Genomic DNA, 19316 nt, shown 5'->3' with positions numbered 1-19316 from the left:
GAGGGTGTGCTCATGACGTATTGCTTCTTTGACGAGCCACCTCGACTGGAGGACATCGAACCGGCGACCCACACCGAGGTGCTGGTGTCCGAAGCGCGCCTGGACCAGGGACGGATGCGGGCCGCGATCGAAGCCGTCTTCGCCGCTCACCCCGATCTCGGCACCGTGTTCGAATCACGGCTCAACGTGTGGATGACGCGACCCGGGGGCGGCTGGTCGTGGGGCGTGGAGCCGCCCGGCGGCAGCGTGGCGGACGTGGTCGCGCGGCAGCTCGCCAGCTTCGATATGCACACCGGCCGGTTGTTCGCGGCGTCCCTGCTGCCCGGTGATCCCGACCGGGTGGTGCTCACCGCCAGTCGGTTGTGCATCGACGAGCAGGCCTGGTTGCTGGTGGTCGGCGATGTCCTGCTCGAGTACAACGCCGGCACGCTCAGCGCGAGAACATCAGCGCGCGCTTGACCTCTTGGATTGCCTTGGTTACCTGAATGCCGCGCGGGCAGGACTCCGTGCAGTTGAACGTGGTGCGACAGCGCCAAACGCCGTCGACCTCGTTGAGGATGTCCAGGCGTTCACCGGCGGCCTCGTCGCGGCTGTCGAAGATGAACCGGTGGGCGTTGACGATCGCGGCCGGCCCGAAGTAGGTGCCTTCGCTCCAGAACACCGGGCAGCTGGTGGTGCAGCACGCGCAGAGGATGCACTTGGTGGTGTCGTCGTAGCGGGCCCGGTCGGTCGGGCTCTGAATGCGTTCCCGGGTCGGCGGGTTGCCGGTCGTGATCAGGTAAGGCTTGATAGCACGGTAGGCGTCGAAGAACGGCTCCATGTCAACCACCAGGTCCTTCTCCACGGGCAACCCGCGAATCGGCTCGACCGTGATGGTGAGCGCCTTGCCCGGCCCCTTCCCGTTCTTCTGGGTGGGCAGCAGGTCGCGCATCAGCACCTTGCACGCCAGCCGGTTCACGCCGTTGATCCGCATCGCGTCCGAGCCGCACACGCCGTGCGCGCAGGAGCGCCGGAAGGTCAGCGTGCCGTCCAGGTACCCCTTGATGTAGATCAGCAGGTTCAGCAACCGGTCGCTGGGCAGGCAGGGCACCCGAAAGCTTTGCCAGCCACCGGTTTCGGCGAACGCGTCAGGGTCGTCGGGGTTGAACCGTGCGATCTTCAGGGTCACCATCACGGCGCCGTCCGGGATCGGGGGCAGCGGCGGCTCGCCGGGCAAGGCCTCTGGTGCGTCCGGTGCTTCTACCGACATCAGTACTTCCGCTCCTTGGGTTCGTAGCGCGTCTGCACGACGGGTTTGAAGTCCAGCGCGATGTCACTCAACAACTCGCTGCCCTGCTTGTAGGCCATCGTGTGGCGCATGTAGTTCACGTCGTCGCGGTTGGGGTAGTCCTCGCGGGCGTGGCCGCCGCGGGACTCCTTGCGATTCAGCGCACCGACCACGGTGACTTCGGCCAACTCCAACAGGAAGCCCAGTTCGATGGCCTCGAGCAAGTCGCTGTTGAAACGTTTCCCCTTGTCGTGCACGGTGATTCGGGAATAGCGCTCTTTGAGCGCATGGATGTCGGTGAGCGCCTGCTTGAGCGTCTCCTCGGTACGGAACACCGCGGCGTTGTTGTCCATCGTCTGCTGCAGCGCGCCGCGGATATCGGCGACGCGTTCGTTGCCGTGTTCGCTCAAGATGTCGGCCACCCAGCCGACCACCATCGACTCCGGATTCGGCGGCATGTCGACGAAGTCGTGACCTTGGGCGTAACTGGCCGCGGCGATGCCGGCGCGGCGGCCGAAGACGTTGATGTCCAACAGCGAATTGGTGCCCAGCCGGTTGGCGCCGTGCACCGACACGCAGGCGCACTCACCGGCCGCGTACAAGCCCGGGACGGTAGAGGTGTTGTCGCGCAACACTTGTCCGGTGACGGTGGTGGGGATACCGCCCATCACGTAGTGACACGTCGGGTAGACCGGCACCAGCTCCTTGACCGGGTCCACACCCAGGTAGGTGCGGGCGAACTCGGTGATGTCCGGCAGCTTGGACTCCAGCACGTCCTCGCCGAGGTGGCGCACGTCGATGTAGACGTAGTCCTTGTGCGGTCCGGCGCCGCGACCCTCCAGAACCTCCAGAACCATTGAGCGAGCGACGATGTCGCGGGGCGCCAGGTCGACGATCGTCGGGGCGTAACGCTCCATGAAGCGCTCACCCTCACCGTTGAGCAACCGGCCGCCCTCGCCGCGCACGGCCTCGGAGATCAAGATGCCCAGGCCGGCCAGGCCGGTGGGGTGGAACTGGTGAAATTCCATGTCCTCCAACGGAAGTCCCTTACGGAAGACAATGCCGATGCCGTCGCCGGTCAGGGTGTGCGCGTTGGACGTGGTCTTGTACATCCGGCCCGAGCCGCCGGTGGCCAGCACCACGGCCTTGGCGTGGAAGACGTGGATGCGCCCGGTGGCCAGCTCGTAGGCGACCACCCCGGTGGCGACCGGGCCGCCCGGGGTTTGGGTGAGGACCAGATCGAGCGCATAGAACTCGTTGAAGAACTGCACGTCGTGCTTGACGCAGTTTTGGTACAGCGTCTGCAGGATCATGTGGCCGGTGCGGTCCGCGGCATAGCAGGCCCGGCGCACCGGGGCCTTACCGTGGTCGCGGGTGTGGCCGCCGAACCGGCGCTGATCGATGCGGCCCTCGGGGGTGCGGTTGAACGGCATCCCCATCTTTTCCAGGTCGAGCACCGCGTCGATGGCTTCCTTGCACATGATCTCGACGGCATCCTGGTCGGCAAGATAGTCACCGCCCTTGACGGTGTCGAAGGTGTGCCATTCCCAGTTGTCGTCTTCGACGTTGGCCAGCGCGGCGCACATGCCGCCCTGGGCGGCGCCGGTGTGGCTACGGGTGGGGTAGAGCTTGGTCAATACAGCGGTGCGAACCCGCGGCCCGGCCTCGACGGCGGCCCGCATGCCGGCGCCGCCCGCCCCGACGATCACCACGTCGTATCGGTGTTGCTGGATCACGGGTTAGCCTCCGATATTCGGGTCGAACGTCACCAGCACGTAGGTACCCAGCACCAACGTGAAGCCCATCGACAGCAGCAGCAGGCTGTTCAGCCAGAACCGGGTGCTGTCCTTGCGGCTGTAGTCGTCGATGATGGTGCGCAGGCCGTTACCGCCATGCAGTTGGGCCAGCCACAGCAGCGCCAGGTCCCAGAATTGCCAGAACGGCGACGCCCACCGCTGCGCCACGTAGTTGAAGTCGATCCGGTAGACGCCGTTGTCCCACATCAGCATGATGAACAGGTGCCCGATCGCCAGAAATATCAGGGCGATCCCGGAGAACCGCATGAACAGCCACGCGAACTTCTCGAAGTTGGGAATGCCGGCTCGGCGGCGCGGGGAGCGCGGGTTGTCCAGGCTGGGCGGGCGATCGTGGCTGCGTTGCAGAACCGGCGCCGCCTCGCCCCGCTGGTATTGAGGCCCGAGTTGAAGGTCGGGGCTGCTCATCGGAAGTGCTCCATCATGTGAATGCCGATGGTCACCGCGGCCGGCACCATGACCAACAGGTAGATGACGGCGATGATCCACAACATCGTCTTCTGATGCCGCGGTCCCTCCGACCAGAAGTCGATCAGGATGACGCGGATCCCGTTGAGCGCGTGGAAAAGCACCGCGGCGACCAACCCGAACTCCATCAGGCCGACGATCGGGGTCTTGTAGGTCTGGATCACCTCGTTGTAGGCCTGCGGGCTGACCCGGACCAGGGCGGTGTCCAAGACGTGGACAAATAGGAAGAAGAAGATCGTTGCGCCGGAGATGCGATGCAGCACCCACGACCACATGCCCGGATCTCCCCGATACAGGGTCCGAGGTGGCCGCCGTTTGCGTACTGACTCCGGTGACGGTGTCGGTGATGCGGAATCTGCGGTTGTCGCCTGTGTGCTCAAACCAGTCCTTAAATCGTCTGCGAAAGTAAGGCCGGGAAACTGAGCTTAGTCCGGTAACGATGCGTCCGGTACCGGATAAGACCATCTGAGACCGGCGCTTTCGTGCCACCGCTAGGGTTGTTTATCTCGATCTGAACCCAACGGTGACTGGGATTGGAAGATGGCTGCTATCGACTGGAATATGCTGCGGGACAAAGCCATACAGGCAGCGGCGGGGGCCTATGCGCCGTATTCTCAATTCCCCGTCGGGGCGGCCGCTTTGGTCGACGACGGACGGGTGGTTATCGGCTGCAATGTGGAAAATGTCTCATATGGCCTGGGTCTCTGTGCCGAATGCGGAGTGGTGTCTGCCCTGCATACGACGGGTGGCGGCCGGTTGACCGCCCTGGTGTGTGTTGACTCACGCGGCGCGTTGCTGATGCCGTGCGGGCGCTGTCGGCAGGTATTGCTGGAGCACGGCGGCCGCGACTTGCTGATCGCGCATCCGGCCGGGCCGCGCCGGCTCGTCGAGTTGCTTCCCGATCCGTTCGACGGCGACGACTTGGCCCGGGGGCGTCCTTGAGCGACATCGCTTTCGACGCGCCGACGATCATCCGGACCAAGCGCGACGGCGGCCGGCTCTCGGATGCGGCGATCGACTGGGTCATCGATGCCTTCACCGACGGCCGCGTCGCCGACGAACAGATGGCCGCGCTGTTGATGGCGATCTTTTGGCGCGGGCTGGACCACGGTGAGCTCGCCCGCTGGACGGTGGCGATGCTGGCGTCGGGTGAGCGACTGGATTTCACTGGGTTGAGCTCGGGCGGTAGGCCGCTGATGACGGTGGACAAACACTCCACCGGTGGTGTCGGCGACAAGACCACGCTGGTACTGGTGCCCGTCGTCGCGGCCTGCGGTGCCGCGGTGCCGAAGGTCTCCGGCCGCGGGCTGGGCCATACCGGCGGCACGCTGGACAAGCTGGAATCCATCGCGGGTTTCACCGCAGAGGTCTCCATTGGTCAAGTGCGCCAACAGCTTTGCGACATTGGCGCGGCGATATTCGCCGCCGGGGAGTTGGCGCCGGCCGACAAGAAGATCTACGCGCTGCGGGACATCACCTCGACCGTCGACTCGCTGCCGCTGATCGCCAGCTCGGTGATGAGCAAGAAACTGGCCGAGGGCGTCGGCGCGCTGGTGCTCGACGTCAAGGTCGGTTCGGGTGCGTTGTTACCGGAGTCGCAATGCCGCGAACTCGCTCGGACCATGGTGGAGTTGGGCGCGGCGCATGGTGTGCCTACCCGCGCGGTGCTCACCGACATGGAGTGCCCGCTGGGCGCCGCCGTCGGCAACGCGCTCGAGGTTGACGAGGCGCTGGCGGTGCTGGCCGGCGGCGGGCCGGCCGACGTCGTGGAGCTGACCGTGCGGTTGGCCGCCGAGATGCTGTCGCTGGCCGGCATCGACGGCCGCGATCCCGCCGAGACGCTGCGCGACGGCACCGCGATGGACCTATTCCGCCGGCTGGTCGCCGCGCAGGGTGGCGATTTATCCGTACCGTTGCCAATCGGATCGCATTCGGAAACCGTGCTTGCCGCGCGGAGCGGCACAATGGGGACTATCGACGCTATGGCAGTGGGGTTGACGGCTTGGCGACTCGGTGCGGGCAGGTCCCGGCCGGGTGGCGGTGTGCAACCCGGCGCCGGCGTCCGGATTCACCGGCGTCCGGGTGAGCCCGTCGCGGCCGGTGAGCCGTTGTTCACCCTCTACACCCAGACCCCCGAACGCTTCGCCGCCGCGCTGGCCGAGCTGGACGGCGGCTTCAGCGTCGGTGACAGCGCTCCGGCGGCGCGGCCGCTGATCTTGGATCGGATCGGCGCATGATCGCTCCTCTGGAGTTACGGCAGATCGAGAAGGCGCCCAAGGCGCTGCTGCACGACCACCTCGACGGGGGACTGCGCCCGTCGACCGTGCTCGACATCGCGGGCCAGATCGGTTACGACGAGCTGCCTGCCACCGAGGCCGACGAGCTGGCGACGTGGTTTCGCACCCGGTCGCACAGCGGTTCGCTGGAGCGGTATCTGGAGCCGTTCTCGCACACCGTGGCCGTCATGCAGACGCCGGAGGCGTTGTATCGGGTGGCCTACGAGTGTGTCGAAGATCTGGCCGCCGATGCCGTGGTCTACGCCGAGATAAGGTTCGCTCCGGAGCTGCACATCAACCGCGGGTTGTCCTTCGACGAGGTGGTAGATGCCGTGTTGGAGGGCATTGCCGCCGGTGAGAAAGCGGCCGCTGCGGCCGCACGTCCGATCGTCGTGCGGCTACTGGTCACCGCGATGCGCCACGCCGCGTTGTCCCGGGAGATCGCCGAGTTGGCGATCCGGTTCCGGGATCGGGGCGTGGTCGGGTTCGACATTGCCGGGGCCGAGGCGGGCAACCCGCCCACGCGACACCTCGATGCCTTCGAGTACATGCGAGATCACAACGCGCGGTTCACTATTCACGCCGGAGAGGCATTCGGGCTGCCCTCCATTCACGAGGCCATTGCGTTCTGCGGCGCCGATCGGCTGGGCCACGGGGTACGCATCGTCGACGACATCGAAGTTGTCGAGGGGCGCGTGCGGCTAGGCAGGCTGGCATCGATACTGCGGGACAAGCGAATTCCGCTGGAGCTGTGTCCGAGCTCGAATGTGCAGACCGGCGCGGTCAAGAGCATCGCCGATCATCCATTCGACCTCCTGGCCAGGGCCCGATTCCGGGTCACCGTCAACACCGACAACCGGCTGATGAGTGACACCACGATGAGCCTCGAAATGCACCGCCTGGTAGAGGCTTTCGGCTACGGCTGGGCAGACTTGGAGCGGTTCACCATCAACGCGATGAAGTCGGCGTTCATTCCGTTCGACGAGCGGCTGGCCCTCATCGACGAGGTGATCAAGCCCCGCTATGCGGTGCTGATCGGTTAGTACGCGGCGGTTCGCCGTCAGATGTGGCCCATTCCCATACCGCCCATTGCGGGTGTGTCGATGTGTGGTGCCTCCATCGGCGGGGGAGCAATCGGCTCCATCGGCGGGGGCGCGGGAGCGATCGGGTCGATCGGCGGGGGAGCGGGAGCGATCGGGTCGATCGGCGGGGGAGCGGGAGCGATCGGTGGGGGCGGGGGTGGCGCGAAAGGCCCTCCGGCACAGACCGGGTCGGCGGGCATGCTGATGCACGCGGTATCTGCCGGGCCGGTGGGAGCTCCGGGCGGGGCGGGCGCGGGCCGTGGCGCATAGGGACCGCCCTGACAAATAGCGTCGGCGGGCACCATTATGCATTTGGGATCGTCTGGACCAGTGGGTGTGTCATCCGCGTTCGCGCGAACCGTCGCAGCCATCGGCGCTACCGCGATGAGCGCCCCGACCAGAGCAAATTTCGCGATCGCGTTCCGGACGCCCCCGGTAGTACATCCGTCCATCCGTCCCCCCAGGTTGCTATCTACCTACTTAAACACGCTTACTTCCCTTTGCGGAAGGGTCAATTTTTCTCAAGACTGGGGTAGCTGACGCGCCGGGGGACGCTAGAAGGGCGGCGGTTCGTCGTCGGGCGGAGCCGCGGCGAGTAAAGCGGCCCAACGCTTTTGGCGCGCTTCGCGCCTGCTTCGGTTGTCCCGGCGCTCGGTGGCAATGTTCGCGGCGCGGTTCTGGGTGCGGGTGCGCGTTCGCCTCGGCATGGCGCCGCTCCCCGTGACGCACCGCCGGTCTGACGTAGCAGCCACGGGCGCCGCAACGTCGCCGGTTGGCACGCACAGGGCAGGGAAGAGCAACGCGCTGCCGGGTGTGGTGACGTAGGTGGATCCGCCGGGCAGCGTCCAGATGACCGTGCCGTCGGGCAGTTGCCGGTCCCGCCAGCCCCAAAAAGTCTTGAGCAGATGGTGTTGTCGGCATAGACATTTGAGATTCGACGGGTGGGTCGCGCCACCGTTGCCGTGCGGGACGGTGTGGTCGATGTCGCAGGCGGTGGCGGGCCGATCGCAACCCGGAGCCCGGCAGGTGAGGTCGCGCGCGCGGACGAAGTCGCTCAGCGCTCGCGACGGCACATAGCCCGATTCCGCCACCGTCGGCACCGTCAGTGGTTGCAGCTTCGCCGTTTTGGCCAGTTCCCGAACGACCTCGGCGGGAATGATGCCGTCGCCGTACAGAAAACCGGAGCCGGCACCGGACCCGTCGACGGCGGCGCGGTCGGCGACCACATGAATGACGACCGAGGTGGGCCGCTTCGGCGCGCAACCGGCCGGGCAGTCGGCCCGGCCGCATCCGCACGTCAGACGGTCGTCGCCGGCCGCGAGTGCGCCCAACGCATCGGCGCGCAGCTGCCCGACAGTGCGCGGATCGTCATCGCACACCGTTTTGGCGAGCTCGTCGAGCCGGGCGTCGAGCGCTTGCCCCGTGGTCGCGAACACCGAGCCGTTGATCAATGCTGTGCCGGCTTCCATCGGCGTGACCTCAAAGAAGCGGTCCGCCGTGAAGTCGCGCGATCGGCGCACGGCGTCGCGGTCGATCTTGGCGACCACGCGGTCGATCTCAGTCGCGAGCCTCCAACTGGTCATCGACGGCCAGCGCGGCGCCTTGATCGCCAGTTGGGCATCCACGACGGCCAGGGCGTCGGCATCGACGACCAGGTCGGTGCGAAAGACGATGGTACGAAACAACCGGAAATCGATATCGCCCGCCCGGAAAACGGCGGCTACGGCGGGAAGTCGCTCCAGCATGGCCCGGGCGTAGCGCAGGTTGCTGTGGCCCATCGCCACGCTCGTGCCGAGAGTGGCGGCGACTTCGGCCGCCACTGCATCGCTGGTGTCCGCCGCCCACTGGGCGCGCTCGCCGTGCTCGGCCGTCCGCAGTCGGAACAGCTCTCCAGTGGCGAGCAGGCGGGCCGCCGCGGCCTGGGCCTCCGCGCGTGCGGCGGCACCGATCTGGGTGAGCAAAGACTGAGCATCGAACATGTGTTCGAGTATGCCACTGGATACCGACAGGTAGCTTTGGTTGATGGTCACACTGCGCGTGGAGCGAACGATCGAAGCGTCTCCGGAGAGGGTCTTCGATTGGCTTGCGGATCCGGTCAACCTCACCACCGCGCCGCTGATTCTCAAAGCCGCTTGGCGGAAGGATTCGGCACCCCCGGGCGTGGGAGCGGTGCGGGAGGTGGTTGCTGCGGGAGCGTGGTTGCGCGAGGAGATTACCGCCTACGACGCGCCCCGAAGCTACTCCTACCGCGTCGTCCGATCATTGCCGGCGAGCGAACACGAGGGCGGCACGATCGCGGTGTCTCCATCGGGCTCCGCGGCCCACGTCGAATGGACGACGAGCTATACGGTTCCGGTGCGCGGCGGCGGCAAGCTGACCGAGCGCCTCACGGCGCCCGTGTTCCGATCCAGCTTCGACGCGATTCTCGCGGCCTGCGCGAAGGCGCTCGCCGGCTGATTCCAGGAGTTCTGCCAAACGGTCTGAGCCGTCAGAAGGTGTCGACGGCGAGGCCGATGGCGCGCACGGTGCTGGCGAGATGGGCGTGCACGGCTTGCAGCGCCCGCGGCAGATCGGCGTCGCGCACGGCTTCGGCGATGGCGAAGTGCTCCTGCAGGATCGTCGACACCCGGTTGGGGTCGCGCAGCGCCGATTCGCCGGTCATCCGCATCTGACGGTCGCGCAGCGTCGAATAGAAATTCGACAAAATCCCGTTGCCGGACTCCTCCAGGGTGAGGGCGTGGAAGGCCCGGTCGGCGTCGAGGAACTCCCGCCAGTCGTTCGTGGTGGTGGCGGTGCGCTGACGTTGCAGCTCGCCCGTCAGCCGCTCGAACAGCGCCGCACACACCGCCGGTCCGCGGCCGACCACCTTCTTGGCGGCGTGTTGCTCGAGCAGCAGCCGGGCCTCGATGACCGCGCGGACCTCGTCGGGTGACACCGGTACCACCAGCGCCCCACGCTGCGGATACAGCCGCAGCAACCCCTCGGCCTCCATTCGCAGAAACGCCTCGCGTACCGGAGTTCGGGACATGCCCAGCGCACTGGCAATGTCCCCCTCGCTGATCAGCTCCCCGCCGGGAAACGCGCCGGTCAGGACTTGGTTCTTCACGTACTCCAAGGCCCGATCCTTGGCAGTCGGAGCCACCGCACCTCCTGTAGCTGAGTCGTATCTCACGTGTGTGCATGACGGTACACGAGGTCATGATTGACTCTGAGATACAAGATAGATACGATTCAAACACGAGATGCATTCGAGTTAGGAGATGCGCAATGTCTACTTCGAAGCGGGCCCATACGATGCCCGTGAACCTGGACCCAACCATGCCCGCACCCATGACTGACGTGTCCGAATTCGGATTCGAGGGCCGGTTCGTCGACTGGGCGGACGATGCCCGCTACTTCGAGTACTCCAAGGCCGCGAACCCGATTGGCTCCGGACATGTCCCGCCCATGCCGATTACCCAGTTCGGACCCGATGTCTACCTGGATCAGCCGACCGGTGTGGTTCCGCTGGATTTGTCGACCGACCTGGGCGTCGAGACCGGGGCCGCTACCAGCCCGGCGTTGCTGGCCAACTTCGTGCGAATCCGCGCCGGGGAGCAGATCGACACCAGCCCGAACGCCACCTCGCAGCTGTACTACGTGCTGTTCGGTCACGGCTTCGCCGCGGTCAACGGCCAGCTGGTCAAGTGGGAGAAGGGCGACTTCTTGACCCTGCCCGCCGGCGCCAGCTCGGTGTTCTACGCCGACTCAGAAGCGGCCATGTACTGGGTGCACGACGAGCCGCTGCTGCGGTACCTGGGCGCCGAAGCACGCGAGCCGAGGTTCCGGGCCACCAAGTTCCGCCGCGTCGACGCTGTCGCGAAGCTGGAGGAGATTGCCGCGCGGCCCGGCGCCAACGACAAGAGCCGGGTGAGCGTGCTGCTGGCCAACGAGAACCAGGAGCAGACGCTGACCATCACTCACGTCCTGTGGGCGATGTTCGGGGTGCTGCCGCCCAACCAGGAACAGCGTCCGCACCGGCACCAGTCTGTCGCGCTGGACCTCATCCTGGATGCGCCACCGAGTGGCTGCTACACGCTGCTGGGCACCCGCCTCGACGAGCGCGGCAACATCATCGACCCCATCCGGGTGGACTGGCAGGCCGGCGGGGCCTTCACCACACCACCGGGAATGTGGCACGCCCACTACAACGAGACCGACTACCCGGCGCACCTGATTCCGGTTCAGGACGCGGGCCTGCAGACTCACCTGCGCAGCCTGGACATCAAGTTCACCCAGCGCCGCGACCTCGTCGCCGGCTGAGCCGGGCGCTGTGCGTCGTGCCCGGTTGACGAATACTGTGGCGAGACATGACGTTGCCCCTGCTGGGTCCGGTGTCGCTCACGGGCTTTCAGAACGGCTGGTTCTTCCTCTTCCTGCTGGCCGTACTGCTGCTGGCTGGGCTGTATGCGGTCCAGCAGTTCGCCCGTAGGCGCCGGGTCCTGCGATTCGCCAACATGGAGGTGCTGGAGCGGGTCGCACCAGCCCGGCTAAGCCGGTGGCGGCACGTGCCGACGATCCTGCTCGTCGTGTCCTTGGTCTTGCTCACCACCGCGATGGCCGGGCCGACGACCAATGTTCGAATCCCCCTGAACCGTGCCGTGGTGATGCTGGTGATCGACGTCTCCGAGTCGATGGCCGCCACCGATGTCACTCCCAACCGGCTGGCCGCCGCGAAGGAGGCCGGTAAGCAGTTCGCCGACGAGCTGACACCGGCCATCAACCTCGGCCTGGTGGCATTCGCGGCCAACGCCACGCTGCTGGTCTCCCCGACGACGAACCGGGGCGCGGTCAAAGCGGCCATCGACGGGTTGCAGCCCGCCCCGAAGACCGCCACGGGCGAGGGCCTTTTCACCGCGCTGCAGGCGATCGCCACGGTTGGGGCGGTGATGGGTGGCGGTGCCGGTCCGCCGCCGGCGCGCATCGTGCTCGAGTCCGACGGTGCCGAAAACGTTCCGCTGGACCCCAACGCGCCGCAGGGCGCGTTCACCGCGGCCCGCGCGGCCAAGGGTGCGGGCGTGCAGATCTCGACGATCTCGTTCGGCACACCCGACGGCACGGTGGAGTATCAGGGCGCGACGATCCCCGTTCCGGTCGACGATCAGACGCTGCAAGAGATCTGCAAGATCACCGACGGCCAGGCGTTCCATGCCGACAGCCTGCAGTCGCTCAAGGAGGTGTACTCCACGCTGCAGCGTCAGATCGGCTACGAGACCGTGAAGGGCGACGCCAGCCTGGCGTGGGTACTACTCGGGACGGTCGTGATGGCCGGCGCAGTCTTGGCCGGTCTGCTCCTGAACCGTCGGCTGCCGGCGTGAGTGGGGCTCAGGTTGGCAACCGACGGTTGATCAGCAGCGCCAGCGCCGTGGCGACCAGCGCGGTGAAAAAGCCCAGCCGCAGCCAGCCGGCCCCGCCCGGCCCGGGCACCGTGCGATAGCCGATCTCGTTCTGGATGTCCTTGTAGTTCTTGTCGAGCTCGTCGAGGTTGGACGCGGTGTAGGCCTGGCCGCCGGCGAGCTGGGCGACCCTCTTCATCTGGTCCGTCGACACCGGAACCTTGATCTGCGCCCCGTCCAGGCTGATGTTGCCGTTGGGCGTGCCAAACGAGATCGTCGAGATCGGCACGCCCTGATCCTTGGCCAGCCGCGCCGAGGTATAGACGCCGTCGTGCGGATCGCTGGGATCGGTCGGCCGGTTCTCCCCGCCGTCGGACAGCAGCACGATGCGGGCCGGCGGCGGGGTGTCCCCGCCGGACTGGTTGGTCGCCTCGATGGCGTGCAGCGCCGTGTAAATGGCCTCGCCGGTGGCCGTGCCGTCACCGACTTGCAGCTTCTGCAGAGCGTCGATGGTGGCCTGATGTTGCGGCGTCGGCGGGACCAGCAGGTACGGGGTTCCGGCGAACCCGACCAGCCCGAGGTTGATGCCGGGCGTCAGCTGCGCGGCGAACTTGCTGGCGGCCTGCTCGGCGGCCCGGAGCCGGTCTGGCTCGACGTCGGTGGCCCGCATCGACTGGGACATGTCGATCACCAGCATCACGACGGCGCGGTTGCGGGGAATGCGCATGTCATGGGTGGGTGTGCCCAGCGCGATGGTCAGCAGCGCCAGGCTGAGCACCGCGACCGCTATCGGCAGATGCCGCCAAATCGATTGCGGGACCTCGGCTTCGGTGAAGCGGCGCAGCCGATGCCGACGCCGCGACTGGACCAGCGCGTAGACCACCAGCAGTGCCAGCGGAATCAAACCGAACAGCAACAGCGCCGGACGTTGAAAGCCGTAGAGCGGCAGCGGTCCGATCAGGGGAAGCGACACCCGCTAGTAAAGATGAGTACCAGGTGCCCGTCAAACGGTCGCTATTCGCGCCGCAGTCGCGACTCGACGAACTTCTCCAAGTTCTCCCATTCCCGCACCGCCGCGGCGTACGGCGCCGCGGGCTCGTCCACCGAGCCCGGCTCCAGCACATGGGCCACCAGCTTGCCCAGCGGCTTGTCCGGCTCCAGCGCCTTGTCGACCGTGCTCTCCTCGGAGTAGTCGCCGACGTCGCGCAGCAGCTCAACGGCCAAATCGAGCTGGTCGCGATCCACCGCGTCGGGACCGTCGGCGATGTCCTCGGCCAGCCCGCTCAGGACGTAGATGTTCTCGTCGGTGACCTGCACGACCAGCGATCCGTCCGTCGCGGCGGTGCGGATGTCGTCGTAAGTGCTCAGATCCGACAGGTCGTGGTCGTGCTCGTCGGCCAGGTAGCGCGCCAGGGCCCGCTCGGAGGTGAACACGCTGATCCGCCCGTTGCGGCCCAGGAAGATGGGCCGATCGTCGAGGTAGCAGCGCAGCGTGTAGAACGTGCCCGAGCTCGTCATGATCCGGACGGGGTCGATACCGACCTCGACCCAGAAGTCCTCGTCGCCGCCCAGCACGACGGTGTCGCCGGGAGCGCGGGCGTCCGTCTCCTCGTCGGCGTCTTCGGTGTCGGTTTCGGTCTCATCTTCAGCGTCGTTCTCGGTTTCGTCGGCGGGTTCGTCGTCGGACTCCGCCGTCTCGTCCGCGGCTTCCTGCTCGGTTTCTGCCGCGGGCTCTTCTAGCTCCTCCTCCAACTCGGCTGCGGCCTTCTTCGACGCCGTCTGGTCAACCTCGGGAATGCTGATGATCTCTTCGACGGCGGTGAGCACGTCATCCCAACTGCGGTCGATGATCTCGCCGATCGCATGCCAACGCTTCTCGCCCGCCTTGCCGGTGAAATGGTCGATGCCCCCGGCCACGGTGCCCAGGCTGGGGTTGCCGTTGAAGAACTTCGACACGGCCGCCAGCTCACACACCGAGCCGATCGACGACACGATCGCCAACGCGCCCGCCAACGCGTTCACCGACTCCTCGGTCGGCTTCTCGGCCACCAACTCCTCGATCGCGACCAGGTCGAACTGCCGGTCCTCGGTCGGTTCGAAACCGTGCGCATGCGCCGCGGTCAGCTTGTCCCACGCCGGGTGATCGACCAGATCGTTGTCAGTGTCGGTACGCACGAACGCAACGAGATCGGCAATGGACTCGAAGGCGAACAGGTCCTCGTCCTTGCCCAGAAACGCCTCCCACTCGTCGCCCGAGTCGCGCCAGCGCGGCGCCCACACCGTGTACCGGTCACCCTCGGACAAGCTCAGGCGGATGGGGACGAGGTCAGCAGCCATGCGGCACAGAATAGCGACGACCGGCGGACCCGCCCGGTCCGGTGGCGGCTATCCCGCCCAGATGCTGGCAATCGCGGGGGCGTTTGCCGCGTTGCCCGTCTTCGGCAGCCCGTACATCTGCTCGATGGTGGACAGCAGGTTGTAGTGGCTCATCGGTTCGCTGTAGTTGCCCGGCTGCACATGCGCGCCGTAGATGATCGTCGGGATCTGGTTGCGGCTGCCGGACCCATCGTCCTCGTCCCAGGTCACGATCAGCAGGCTGTTGTTGGCCACCGCCCAGTTGGCGTATCCGGACAGCTGTCGGTTCAGCCAGGCATCGCCCTGGGCGATAGATCCGTCGTGCATGTTGTTGTCGTTGTTGGGGATGACGAACGCCACCGTGGGCAGGGCAGCGTAATTGCCCTGGGGGAACGCGGAGAACGGCAGCGAGTTCGCCGGCGGCACATTGGTGAAGTTGGCCCACGGTACGTGCTTGCGGGCGTACTTGCCGGCGCTGCACGCCGGGGAGCCAACGGCCGGTAGATCCTCGGCATAGCCGACGAATGTGTAACCGGCGCTTAGCAATTCGGAGCCGAGGTTGGGTGCGTTGCCGGCGTTGATGGGACAGGAGTCCTTGGTCACGCCGAACGTATTGCCGGCGAAGAGGGCCAGGTAGTTGGGCTCGCTGGGATGTGTTTCGGCATACGACTGGATCATATTGGCGCCATGGCTGGCAAGGGCATTGATAAACGGGTTCTGCGGGCTGCCGATGATGCGTCCCTCAGAACGGTTCTCCTCCACCACGATTACGATGTGCGCAGGCCGCGGCAGCGCCGCCGCCGCCGTCACCCGCGGAGCCAGCGGGGTCGCCGCCAGCCACGTCAGCACGACCGCGGCGACCAACCTTGCGGGACTTGGAATCTCGCGAAACACCCGGGGAGCATACGAGCCCTCGCACGGCACGGGACGCAGGCGCGCGTGCGTGTCAGCGGCACTTTAGGCAACTGACGTCGGATCGTTATATACGCTCGGACGCATGGACGTCCGCGTGATCGACCATCCGTTGGCCGCCGCCCGGCTGACGGTGTTGCGCGACGAACGCACCGATGCCGCCGGGTTTCGGGCCGCACTGCGTGAGCTGACGCTGATGCTGGTCTACGAGGCCACCCGGGACGCGGCCACGGCGCCGGTCCGGATCCGGACGCCCTTGGCCGAGACGTCCGGCACCCGACTGGTCAACCCGCCGCTGCTGGTGCCGGTGTTGCGGGCCGGCCTCGGCATGATCGACGAGGCCCACGCGGCGATCCCGGAGGCGCAGGTCGGCTTCGTCGGCGTGGCCCGCGACGAGGAAACCCGCGAGCCGTTCCCGTACCTGGAATCGCTGCCTGACACGCTGGGGCAGCGACCGGTGATGGTGCTCGACCCGATGCTGGCCACCGGCGGGTCGATGCGGTACACGATCGAACTGCTGCAGTGCCGCGGCGCGACGGATATCAGCGTGCTCTGCGTTGTGGCCGCGCCGGAAGGGCTTGCGGCAGTTGAGGAAATCGCGCCGCATACCCGGGTGTTCACGGCCGCGGTGGACAAAGGACTCAACAAGTCGGCGTTCATCGTGCCCGGCCTCGGCGATGCCGGCGATCGCCAGTTCGGACCGCGCGCCATCACCAGTGTTCCACCGAAGCAGCCAACTCGGCGCGCAGCGCGACAGCGTAAGTCCGGGAAGACGTCAGGTCGACCGTAGGTGAACAGCGAATCTCCAAGTAGTACTTCAACTTCGGTTCGGTACCGGAAGGGCGCACCACCACCCTGATCGAGGTGTCGTCGTCGCCGCCGGTGAAAATCAGCGCGTCGGCGATGTCGGTGACCGATGCGGCGAACCCGGCCAGCTGACTCGGCGGACGGGCCCGCATTCGCTGCATGATCGCGCCGGCCTCGGCGCTGTCGGCGACCCGACGCGACACCGCGCCGACCTCATGCACACCGTATCGGCGAGCGAGATCGTCCAGTGCGTCGGTGAACGAGCGGCCTGCCGCCTGCATTGCCGCGACCAGATCGCACACCAGTACCGCGGCGCTGATGCCGTCTTTGTCCCGCACCGCCGCCGGGTCGACGCAGTGGCCGATCGCTTCTTCATAGGCGTAGACCAGCCGTCCGCCCGGCACGCCGGCATCGGCTCGCGCCAGCCATTTGAAACCGGTGAGCGTCTCGACGTGGGTGGCGCCGTAGTGGGCGGCGATCGCGGCCAGCATCCGCGAGGACACCACGGTGCTGGCGACCACCGCGGTGCCTGGTTGTGCCTCCCGGGACAGAATGTAATCGCCTAACAGCCAACCAGTTTCGTCACCGGACAGCATCCGCCACCCGGAATCGGTGGGGATGCCCACCGCGCAGCGGTCGGCGTCAGGATCCAGCGCGATCGCCACGTCGGCGTCGACATCCGCGGCCAGGGTCAGCAGCGCGTCGGTGGCGCCGGGCTCCTCGGGGTTGGGGAACGCGACGGTCGGGAAGTCGGGGTCCGGTGCGAACTGGGCACCGACGGTGTGCACCTGCCCGAACCCGGCCCGGTGCAGCGCCTCGACCGCCACCGCACCGCCGACGCCGTGCAGCGCGGTGAGCGCCACCCGCACCGAGCCGGTGGCCCGCCGGACCGTCGCCGCCCGTCGCAGGTAACGCTCGACGACGTCGGTGTCCTGGGGCGCCGCCGGCTTTCGCGGGATCCGTTCGACGGGAGGTGCTGCGGCCATCGCGGTTTCGATCTCGGTGTCGGTGGGCGCAACGATCTGGATACCGCCGTCGAAGTACACCTTGTAACCGTTGTCGGTCGCCGGGTTGTGTGAGGCCGTGATCTGGATACCGGCGGCGGCGCCTGTGTCGCGCACCGCAAACGCCACCACCGGCGTGGGTACCGGTCCCCGCAATTGGAGCACCGAAAACCCCTCGGCGGCAAGCACTTCCGCGGTCACCGCGGCGAAGGCCGCCGAGCCGTGCCGGGCGTCACGCCCGACGATCACCAGCGACCCAGCCGATCCACCTGCGGCGAGCACCTGCGCCACCGCCCACGTCGCCCGCGACACCACCGCGACGTTCATGGCGTCCGGACCCTCCCGAACCGGACCGCGCAGTCCGGCGGTGCCGAACTTGAGCGGTTGCCTCACAAGAGCATTCTGCTAGATCCGCTCGATGATCGAGGCCAGCAGTGCCCCGATCCGGGCCGCCGAGGCCGCCCCGGCCGCCATGACGTCGGCGTGGCTCAGCGGAGCGCCGCTGATTCCGGCCGCCAGGTTGGTCACCAGCGAGATGCCCAGCACCTCGGCGCCGGCCGCGCGGGCCGCGATCGTCTCGTGCACCGTCGACATCCCGACCAGGTCCGCACCCAACGTCTGCAGCATCCGAATCTCGGCGGGCGTCTCGTAATGCGGGCCGGGCAACCCGGCATACACGCCTTCGGTCAGTTCGGGGTCGGCGTGGCGGGCCAGCCGGCGCAGCCGCGATGCGTAGGCGTCGGTCAGATCGACGAACTGGGCACCGACCAGGGGAGAGCGCGCGGTCAGGTTCAGGTGATCGCTGATCAGCACGGGTTGGCCGACCCGCATGTCGGTGCGCAAACCGCCGGCCGCGTTGGTCAGCACGACGATGCCCGCCCCCGCCGCGCAGGCCGTCCGCACCGGGTGCACGACGTGACTGAGGTCATGGCCCTCGTAGGCGTGCACCCGCCCGGCCAGGACCATCACCCGGTGGTCGCCGATGCGCACTGACAACAGCTCACCGGGGTGGCCGGCCGCGCGCGGCGGTGCGAAGCCGGGCAGCTCGGCCTGCGCCAGCACGACGGTGGCCCGACCCAGCTCGGCAAGCGCAGGCGACCAGCCCGAACCAAGCACGATTGCTACGTCGTGGCGATCCACGCCGGTACGCTCCCGGATGACCTGCGCCGCCTGACGAGCAATCCGCATATCCCCGGGTGCAACGTCGGTCACACTGAACGAGCTTAGCTTCGCTATGTATGCCAATATCTCCCGCATGAGCCTTGGAAGACGGCCGATCGTTGGCCTCGTCGTTGCAATCGCGGTCGCGGTGACCGCGGTCATCGGCGGCCCCGCAACGACGGCGCGAGCCGATTGTCCCAACGTCCAACTGATTTTCGTCCGCGGAACCAACGAGCCGCCCGGCCTTGGTCTCGTCGGCGATGCGCTCTTTGCCGCGTTGCAACCCGCCCTGGGCAACCGCGCCTTCGACAACTACGCGGTGAACTATCCGGCCAGCTACAACTTCCTGCAGACCGGGGACGGCGCCAACGACGCACGCGATCACATCGCCGCGATGGTCGACCAATGCCCGGCCACCCATCTGATTCTCGGCGGCTTTTCGCAGGGCGCCGCCGCGGTGTCGATGCTGGCCGGAGTGCCGCCGCTGGGCAACACCGTCGGTGAGTTCGGGTCGGCTCCGGCGCTGGACCCCGGCCTGGCCAACAAGGTCCGGGCGGTAGCCGTGTTCGGCAATCCCGGCAACCGATTCGACACCCCGCTGTCGACGACGGGGCAGTTCGCTGGCCGCGCCATCGATCTGTGCAGCCCCGGTGACCCGGTCTGCGTCGTCGGCGGCCGCGACCGGGATGCGCACCACAACTACTCGGTACCGCCCTACCCCGACCAGGCGGCAAACTTCATCGCCGGACGGGTGTAGCGACCATCGGGGCGGTCGGGGGCGGTCCGGAGCGGCGT

At 67.2% G+C, this 19316-nt stretch carries 20 protein-coding genes and 1 pseudogene; 9 read left to right on the top strand and 12 right to left on the bottom strand.

Features of this window, described 5'->3' with window-relative positions:
- Nucleotides 1–12 precede the first annotated feature (12 nt).
- Complete coding sequence (locus G6N33_RS06915) at nucleotides 13–459, top strand: condensation domain-containing protein (protein ID WP_044509977.1); 447 nt, start codon at nucleotides 13–15, stop codon at nucleotides 457–459.
- Here G6N33_RS06915 and G6N33_RS06910 read toward each other — a convergent pair.
- From G6N33_RS06910 to sdhC, 4 genes are read right to left on the bottom strand one after another with little or no spacing between them, the layout of a single operon-like run.
- Nucleotides 431–1249: a succinate dehydrogenase iron-sulfur subunit gene (locus G6N33_RS06910; RefSeq protein WP_044509978.1), complete on the bottom strand. Its 819-nt coding sequence runs from the start codon at nucleotides 1247–1249 to the stop codon at nucleotides 431–433. The genes G6N33_RS06915 and G6N33_RS06910 overlap by 29 nt on opposite strands.
- On the bottom strand, nucleotides 1249–3003 hold the full coding sequence (sdhA, locus tag G6N33_RS06905) for a succinate dehydrogenase flavoprotein subunit (protein WP_044509979.1): 1755 nt from the start codon (nucleotides 3001–3003) through the stop codon (nucleotides 1249–1251). Before sdhA ends, G6N33_RS06910 begins: the two co-directional genes overlap by 1 nt.
- Before the next feature lie 3 nt (nucleotides 3004–3006).
- Nucleotides 3007–3489 (bottom strand): succinate dehydrogenase hydrophobic membrane anchor subunit, encoded by a 483-nt coding sequence (locus tag G6N33_RS06900; protein ID WP_044509980.1) that lies wholly within the window; start codon nucleotides 3487–3489, stop codon nucleotides 3007–3009.
- A complete protein-coding gene (gene sdhC / locus G6N33_RS06895; protein WP_044509981.1) occupies nucleotides 3486–3824 on the bottom strand; it encodes a succinate dehydrogenase, cytochrome b556 subunit in 339 nt (112 codons plus the stop codon). Before sdhC ends, G6N33_RS06900 begins: the two co-directional genes overlap by 4 nt.
- Before the next feature lie 265 nt (nucleotides 3825–4089).
- Between sdhC and G6N33_RS06890 the strand changes: the two genes are divergently transcribed.
- Genes G6N33_RS06890 through G6N33_RS06880 form a run of 3 tightly spaced genes read left to right on the top strand, consistent with a single transcriptional unit; the run spans nucleotide 4090 to nucleotide 6868 of the window.
- Entirely contained in the window at nucleotides 4090–4491 is a 402-nt protein-coding gene (locus G6N33_RS06890) for a cytidine deaminase (protein WP_044509982.1), read from the top strand.
- Nucleotides 4488–5786, top strand: a complete 1299-nt coding sequence (locus G6N33_RS06885) for a thymidine phosphorylase (RefSeq protein ID WP_044509983.1) — start codon at nucleotides 4488–4490, stop codon at nucleotides 5784–5786. Before G6N33_RS06890 ends, G6N33_RS06885 begins: the two co-directional genes overlap by 4 nt.
- Nucleotides 5783–6868, top strand: a complete 1086-nt coding sequence (locus G6N33_RS06880) for an adenosine deaminase (RefSeq protein ID WP_044509984.1) — start codon at nucleotides 5783–5785, stop codon at nucleotides 6866–6868. Before G6N33_RS06885 ends, G6N33_RS06880 begins: the two co-directional genes overlap by 4 nt.
- A gap of 17 nt (nucleotides 6869–6885) precedes the next feature.
- On the opposite strand, the gene G6N33_RS27175 is transcribed toward G6N33_RS06880, so the two are convergent.
- On the bottom strand, nucleotides 6886–7107 hold the full coding sequence (locus tag G6N33_RS27175) for a hypothetical protein (protein ID WP_163771485.1): 222 nt from the start codon (nucleotides 7105–7107) through the stop codon (nucleotides 6886–6888).
- Between the two features lie 354 nt (nucleotides 7108–7461).
- The gene (locus tag G6N33_RS06870; RefSeq protein ID WP_044512893.1) at nucleotides 7462–8886 is read right to left on the bottom strand and encodes an HNH endonuclease signature motif containing protein; all 1425 of its coding nucleotides are present in this window, start codon (nucleotides 8884–8886) and stop codon (nucleotides 7462–7464) included.
- 43 nt (nucleotides 8887–8929) lie between these two features.
- On the opposite strand from G6N33_RS06870, the gene G6N33_RS06865 reads away from it, so the two are divergent.
- On the top strand, nucleotides 8930–9364 hold the full coding sequence (locus tag G6N33_RS06865) for an SRPBCC family protein (protein ID WP_044509985.1): 435 nt from the start codon (nucleotides 8930–8932) through the stop codon (nucleotides 9362–9364).
- A 31-nt stretch (nucleotides 9365–9395) separates the two neighbouring features.
- Here the strand turns inward: G6N33_RS06865 and G6N33_RS06860 are convergent, their stop codons facing one another.
- Nucleotides 9396–10049, bottom strand: a complete 654-nt coding sequence (locus G6N33_RS06860) for a GntR family transcriptional regulator (protein ID WP_049919173.1) — start codon at nucleotides 10047–10049, stop codon at nucleotides 9396–9398.
- Nucleotides 10050–10201: 152 nt separating this feature from the next.
- On the opposite strand from G6N33_RS06860, the gene G6N33_RS06855 reads away from it, so the two are divergent.
- Together G6N33_RS06855 and G6N33_RS06850 are read left to right on the top strand one after the other, a co-directional pair.
- Nucleotides 10202–11209: a cupin domain-containing protein gene (locus G6N33_RS06855; protein WP_044509987.1), complete on the top strand. Its 1008-nt coding sequence runs from the start codon at nucleotides 10202–10204 to the stop codon at nucleotides 11207–11209.
- A 47-nt stretch (nucleotides 11210–11256) separates the two neighbouring features.
- On the top strand, nucleotides 11257–12264 hold the full coding sequence (locus G6N33_RS06850; protein ID WP_044509988.1) for a VWA domain-containing protein: 1008 nt from the start codon (nucleotides 11257–11259) through the stop codon (nucleotides 12262–12264).
- Between the two features lie 7 nt (nucleotides 12265–12271).
- Here the strand turns inward: G6N33_RS06850 and G6N33_RS06845 are convergent, their stop codons facing one another.
- The 3 genes from G6N33_RS06845 to G6N33_RS06835 are packed head-to-tail and all read right to left on the bottom strand — an operon-like array spanning nucleotide 12272 to nucleotide 15501.
- Nucleotides 12272–13255 (bottom strand): VWA domain-containing protein, encoded by a 984-nt coding sequence (locus G6N33_RS06845; RefSeq protein ID WP_044509989.1) that lies wholly within the window; start codon nucleotides 13253–13255, stop codon nucleotides 12272–12274.
- A gap of 41 nt (nucleotides 13256–13296) precedes the next feature.
- A complete protein-coding gene (satS, locus tag G6N33_RS06840; protein ID WP_044509990.1) occupies nucleotides 13297–14619 on the bottom strand; it encodes a protein export chaperone SatS in 1323 nt (440 codons plus the stop codon).
- Between the two features lie 48 nt (nucleotides 14620–14667).
- Complete coding sequence (locus G6N33_RS06835; protein WP_081662189.1) at nucleotides 14668–15501, bottom strand: alkaline phosphatase family protein; 834 nt, start codon at nucleotides 15499–15501, stop codon at nucleotides 14668–14670.
- 133 nt (nucleotides 15502–15634) lie between these two features.
- Between G6N33_RS06835 and upp the strand changes: the two genes are divergently transcribed.
- On the top strand, nucleotides 15635–16339 hold the full coding sequence (upp, locus tag G6N33_RS06830; protein ID WP_044509991.1) for a uracil phosphoribosyltransferase: 705 nt from the start codon (nucleotides 15635–15637) through the stop codon (nucleotides 16337–16339).
- On the opposite strand, the pseudogene G6N33_RS06825 reads toward upp, so the two are convergent.
- Both G6N33_RS06825 and G6N33_RS06820 read right to left on the bottom strand, forming a co-directional pair.
- A pseudogene (locus G6N33_RS06825) lies at nucleotides 16260–17747 on the bottom strand (phospho-sugar mutase); the annotation flags it as partial. The gene upp and the pseudogene G6N33_RS06825 sit on opposite strands and share 80 nt — an antisense overlap.
- 18 nt (nucleotides 17748–17765) lie before the next feature.
- Nucleotides 17766–18548: a purine-nucleoside phosphorylase gene (locus G6N33_RS06820; protein ID WP_101528535.1), complete on the bottom strand. Its 783-nt coding sequence runs from the start codon at nucleotides 18546–18548 to the stop codon at nucleotides 17766–17768.
- A 67-nt stretch (nucleotides 18549–18615) separates the two neighbouring features.
- On the opposite strand from G6N33_RS06820, the gene G6N33_RS06815 reads away from it, so the two are divergent.
- Complete coding sequence (locus G6N33_RS06815) at nucleotides 18616–19278, top strand: cutinase family protein (RefSeq protein WP_044512898.1); 663 nt, start codon at nucleotides 18616–18618, stop codon at nucleotides 19276–19278.
- Nucleotides 19279–19316: the final 38 nt, after the last annotated feature.

The sequence above is a fragment of the Mycobacterium simiae genome, from assembly GCF_010727605.1.
GTDB lineage: Bacteria > Actinomycetota > Actinomycetes > Mycobacteriales > Mycobacteriaceae > Mycobacterium > Mycobacterium simiae.
This window is presented reverse-complemented; position numbering and strand designations above follow the sequence as displayed.

What these genes read in the sequence shown, in the direction of transcription:
- G6N33_RS06915 (WP_044509977.1), top strand. Translation starts at nt 13, where the DNA reads ATGACGTATTGCTTCTTTGACGAGCCACCTCGACTGGAGGACATCGAA.
- G6N33_RS06910 (WP_044509978.1), bottom strand. Translation starts at nt 1,249, where the DNA reads ATGTCGGTAGAAGCACCGGACGCACCAGAGGCCTTGCCCGGCGAGCCG.
- G6N33_RS06900 (WP_044509980.1), bottom strand. Translation starts at nt 3,489, where the DNA reads ATGAGCAGCCCCGACCTTCAACTCGGGCCTCAATACCAGCGGGGCGAG.
- sdhC (WP_044509981.1), bottom strand. Translation starts at nt 3,824, where the DNA reads ATGTGGTCGTGGGTGCTGCATCGCATCTCCGGCGCAACGATCTTCTTC.
- G6N33_RS06890 (WP_044509982.1), top strand. Translation starts at nt 4,090, where the DNA reads ATGGCTGCTATCGACTGGAATATGCTGCGGGACAAAGCCATACAGGCA.
- G6N33_RS06880 (WP_044509984.1), top strand. Translation starts at nt 5,783, where the DNA reads ATGATCGCTCCTCTGGAGTTACGGCAGATCGAGAAGGCGCCCAAGGCG.
- G6N33_RS27175 (WP_163771485.1), bottom strand. Translation starts at nt 7,107, where the DNA reads ATGCCCGCCGACCCGGTCTGTGCCGGAGGGCCTTTCGCGCCACCCCCG.
- G6N33_RS06870 (WP_044512893.1), bottom strand. Translation starts at nt 8,886, where the DNA reads ATGTTCGATGCTCAGTCTTTGCTCACCCAGATCGGTGCCGCCGCACGC.
- G6N33_RS06865 (WP_044509985.1), top strand. Translation starts at nt 8,930, where the DNA reads ATGGTCACACTGCGCGTGGAGCGAACGATCGAAGCGTCTCCGGAGAGG.
- G6N33_RS06855 (WP_044509987.1), top strand. Translation starts at nt 10,202, where the DNA reads ATGCCCGTGAACCTGGACCCAACCATGCCCGCACCCATGACTGACGTG.
- G6N33_RS06850 (WP_044509988.1), top strand. Translation starts at nt 11,257, where the DNA reads ATGACGTTGCCCCTGCTGGGTCCGGTGTCGCTCACGGGCTTTCAGAAC.
- satS (WP_044509990.1), bottom strand. Translation starts at nt 14,619, where the DNA reads ATGGCTGCTGACCTCGTCCCCATCCGCCTGAGCTTGTCCGAGGGTGAC.
- upp (WP_044509991.1), top strand. Translation starts at nt 15,635, where the DNA reads ATGGACGTCCGCGTGATCGACCATCCGTTGGCCGCCGCCCGGCTGACG.
- G6N33_RS06820 (WP_101528535.1), bottom strand. Translation starts at nt 18,548, where the DNA reads ATGCGGATTGCTCGTCAGGCGGCGCAGGTCATCCGGGAGCGTACCGGC.
- G6N33_RS06815 (WP_044512898.1), top strand. Translation starts at nt 18,616, where the DNA reads ATGAGCCTTGGAAGACGGCCGATCGTTGGCCTCGTCGTTGCAATCGCG.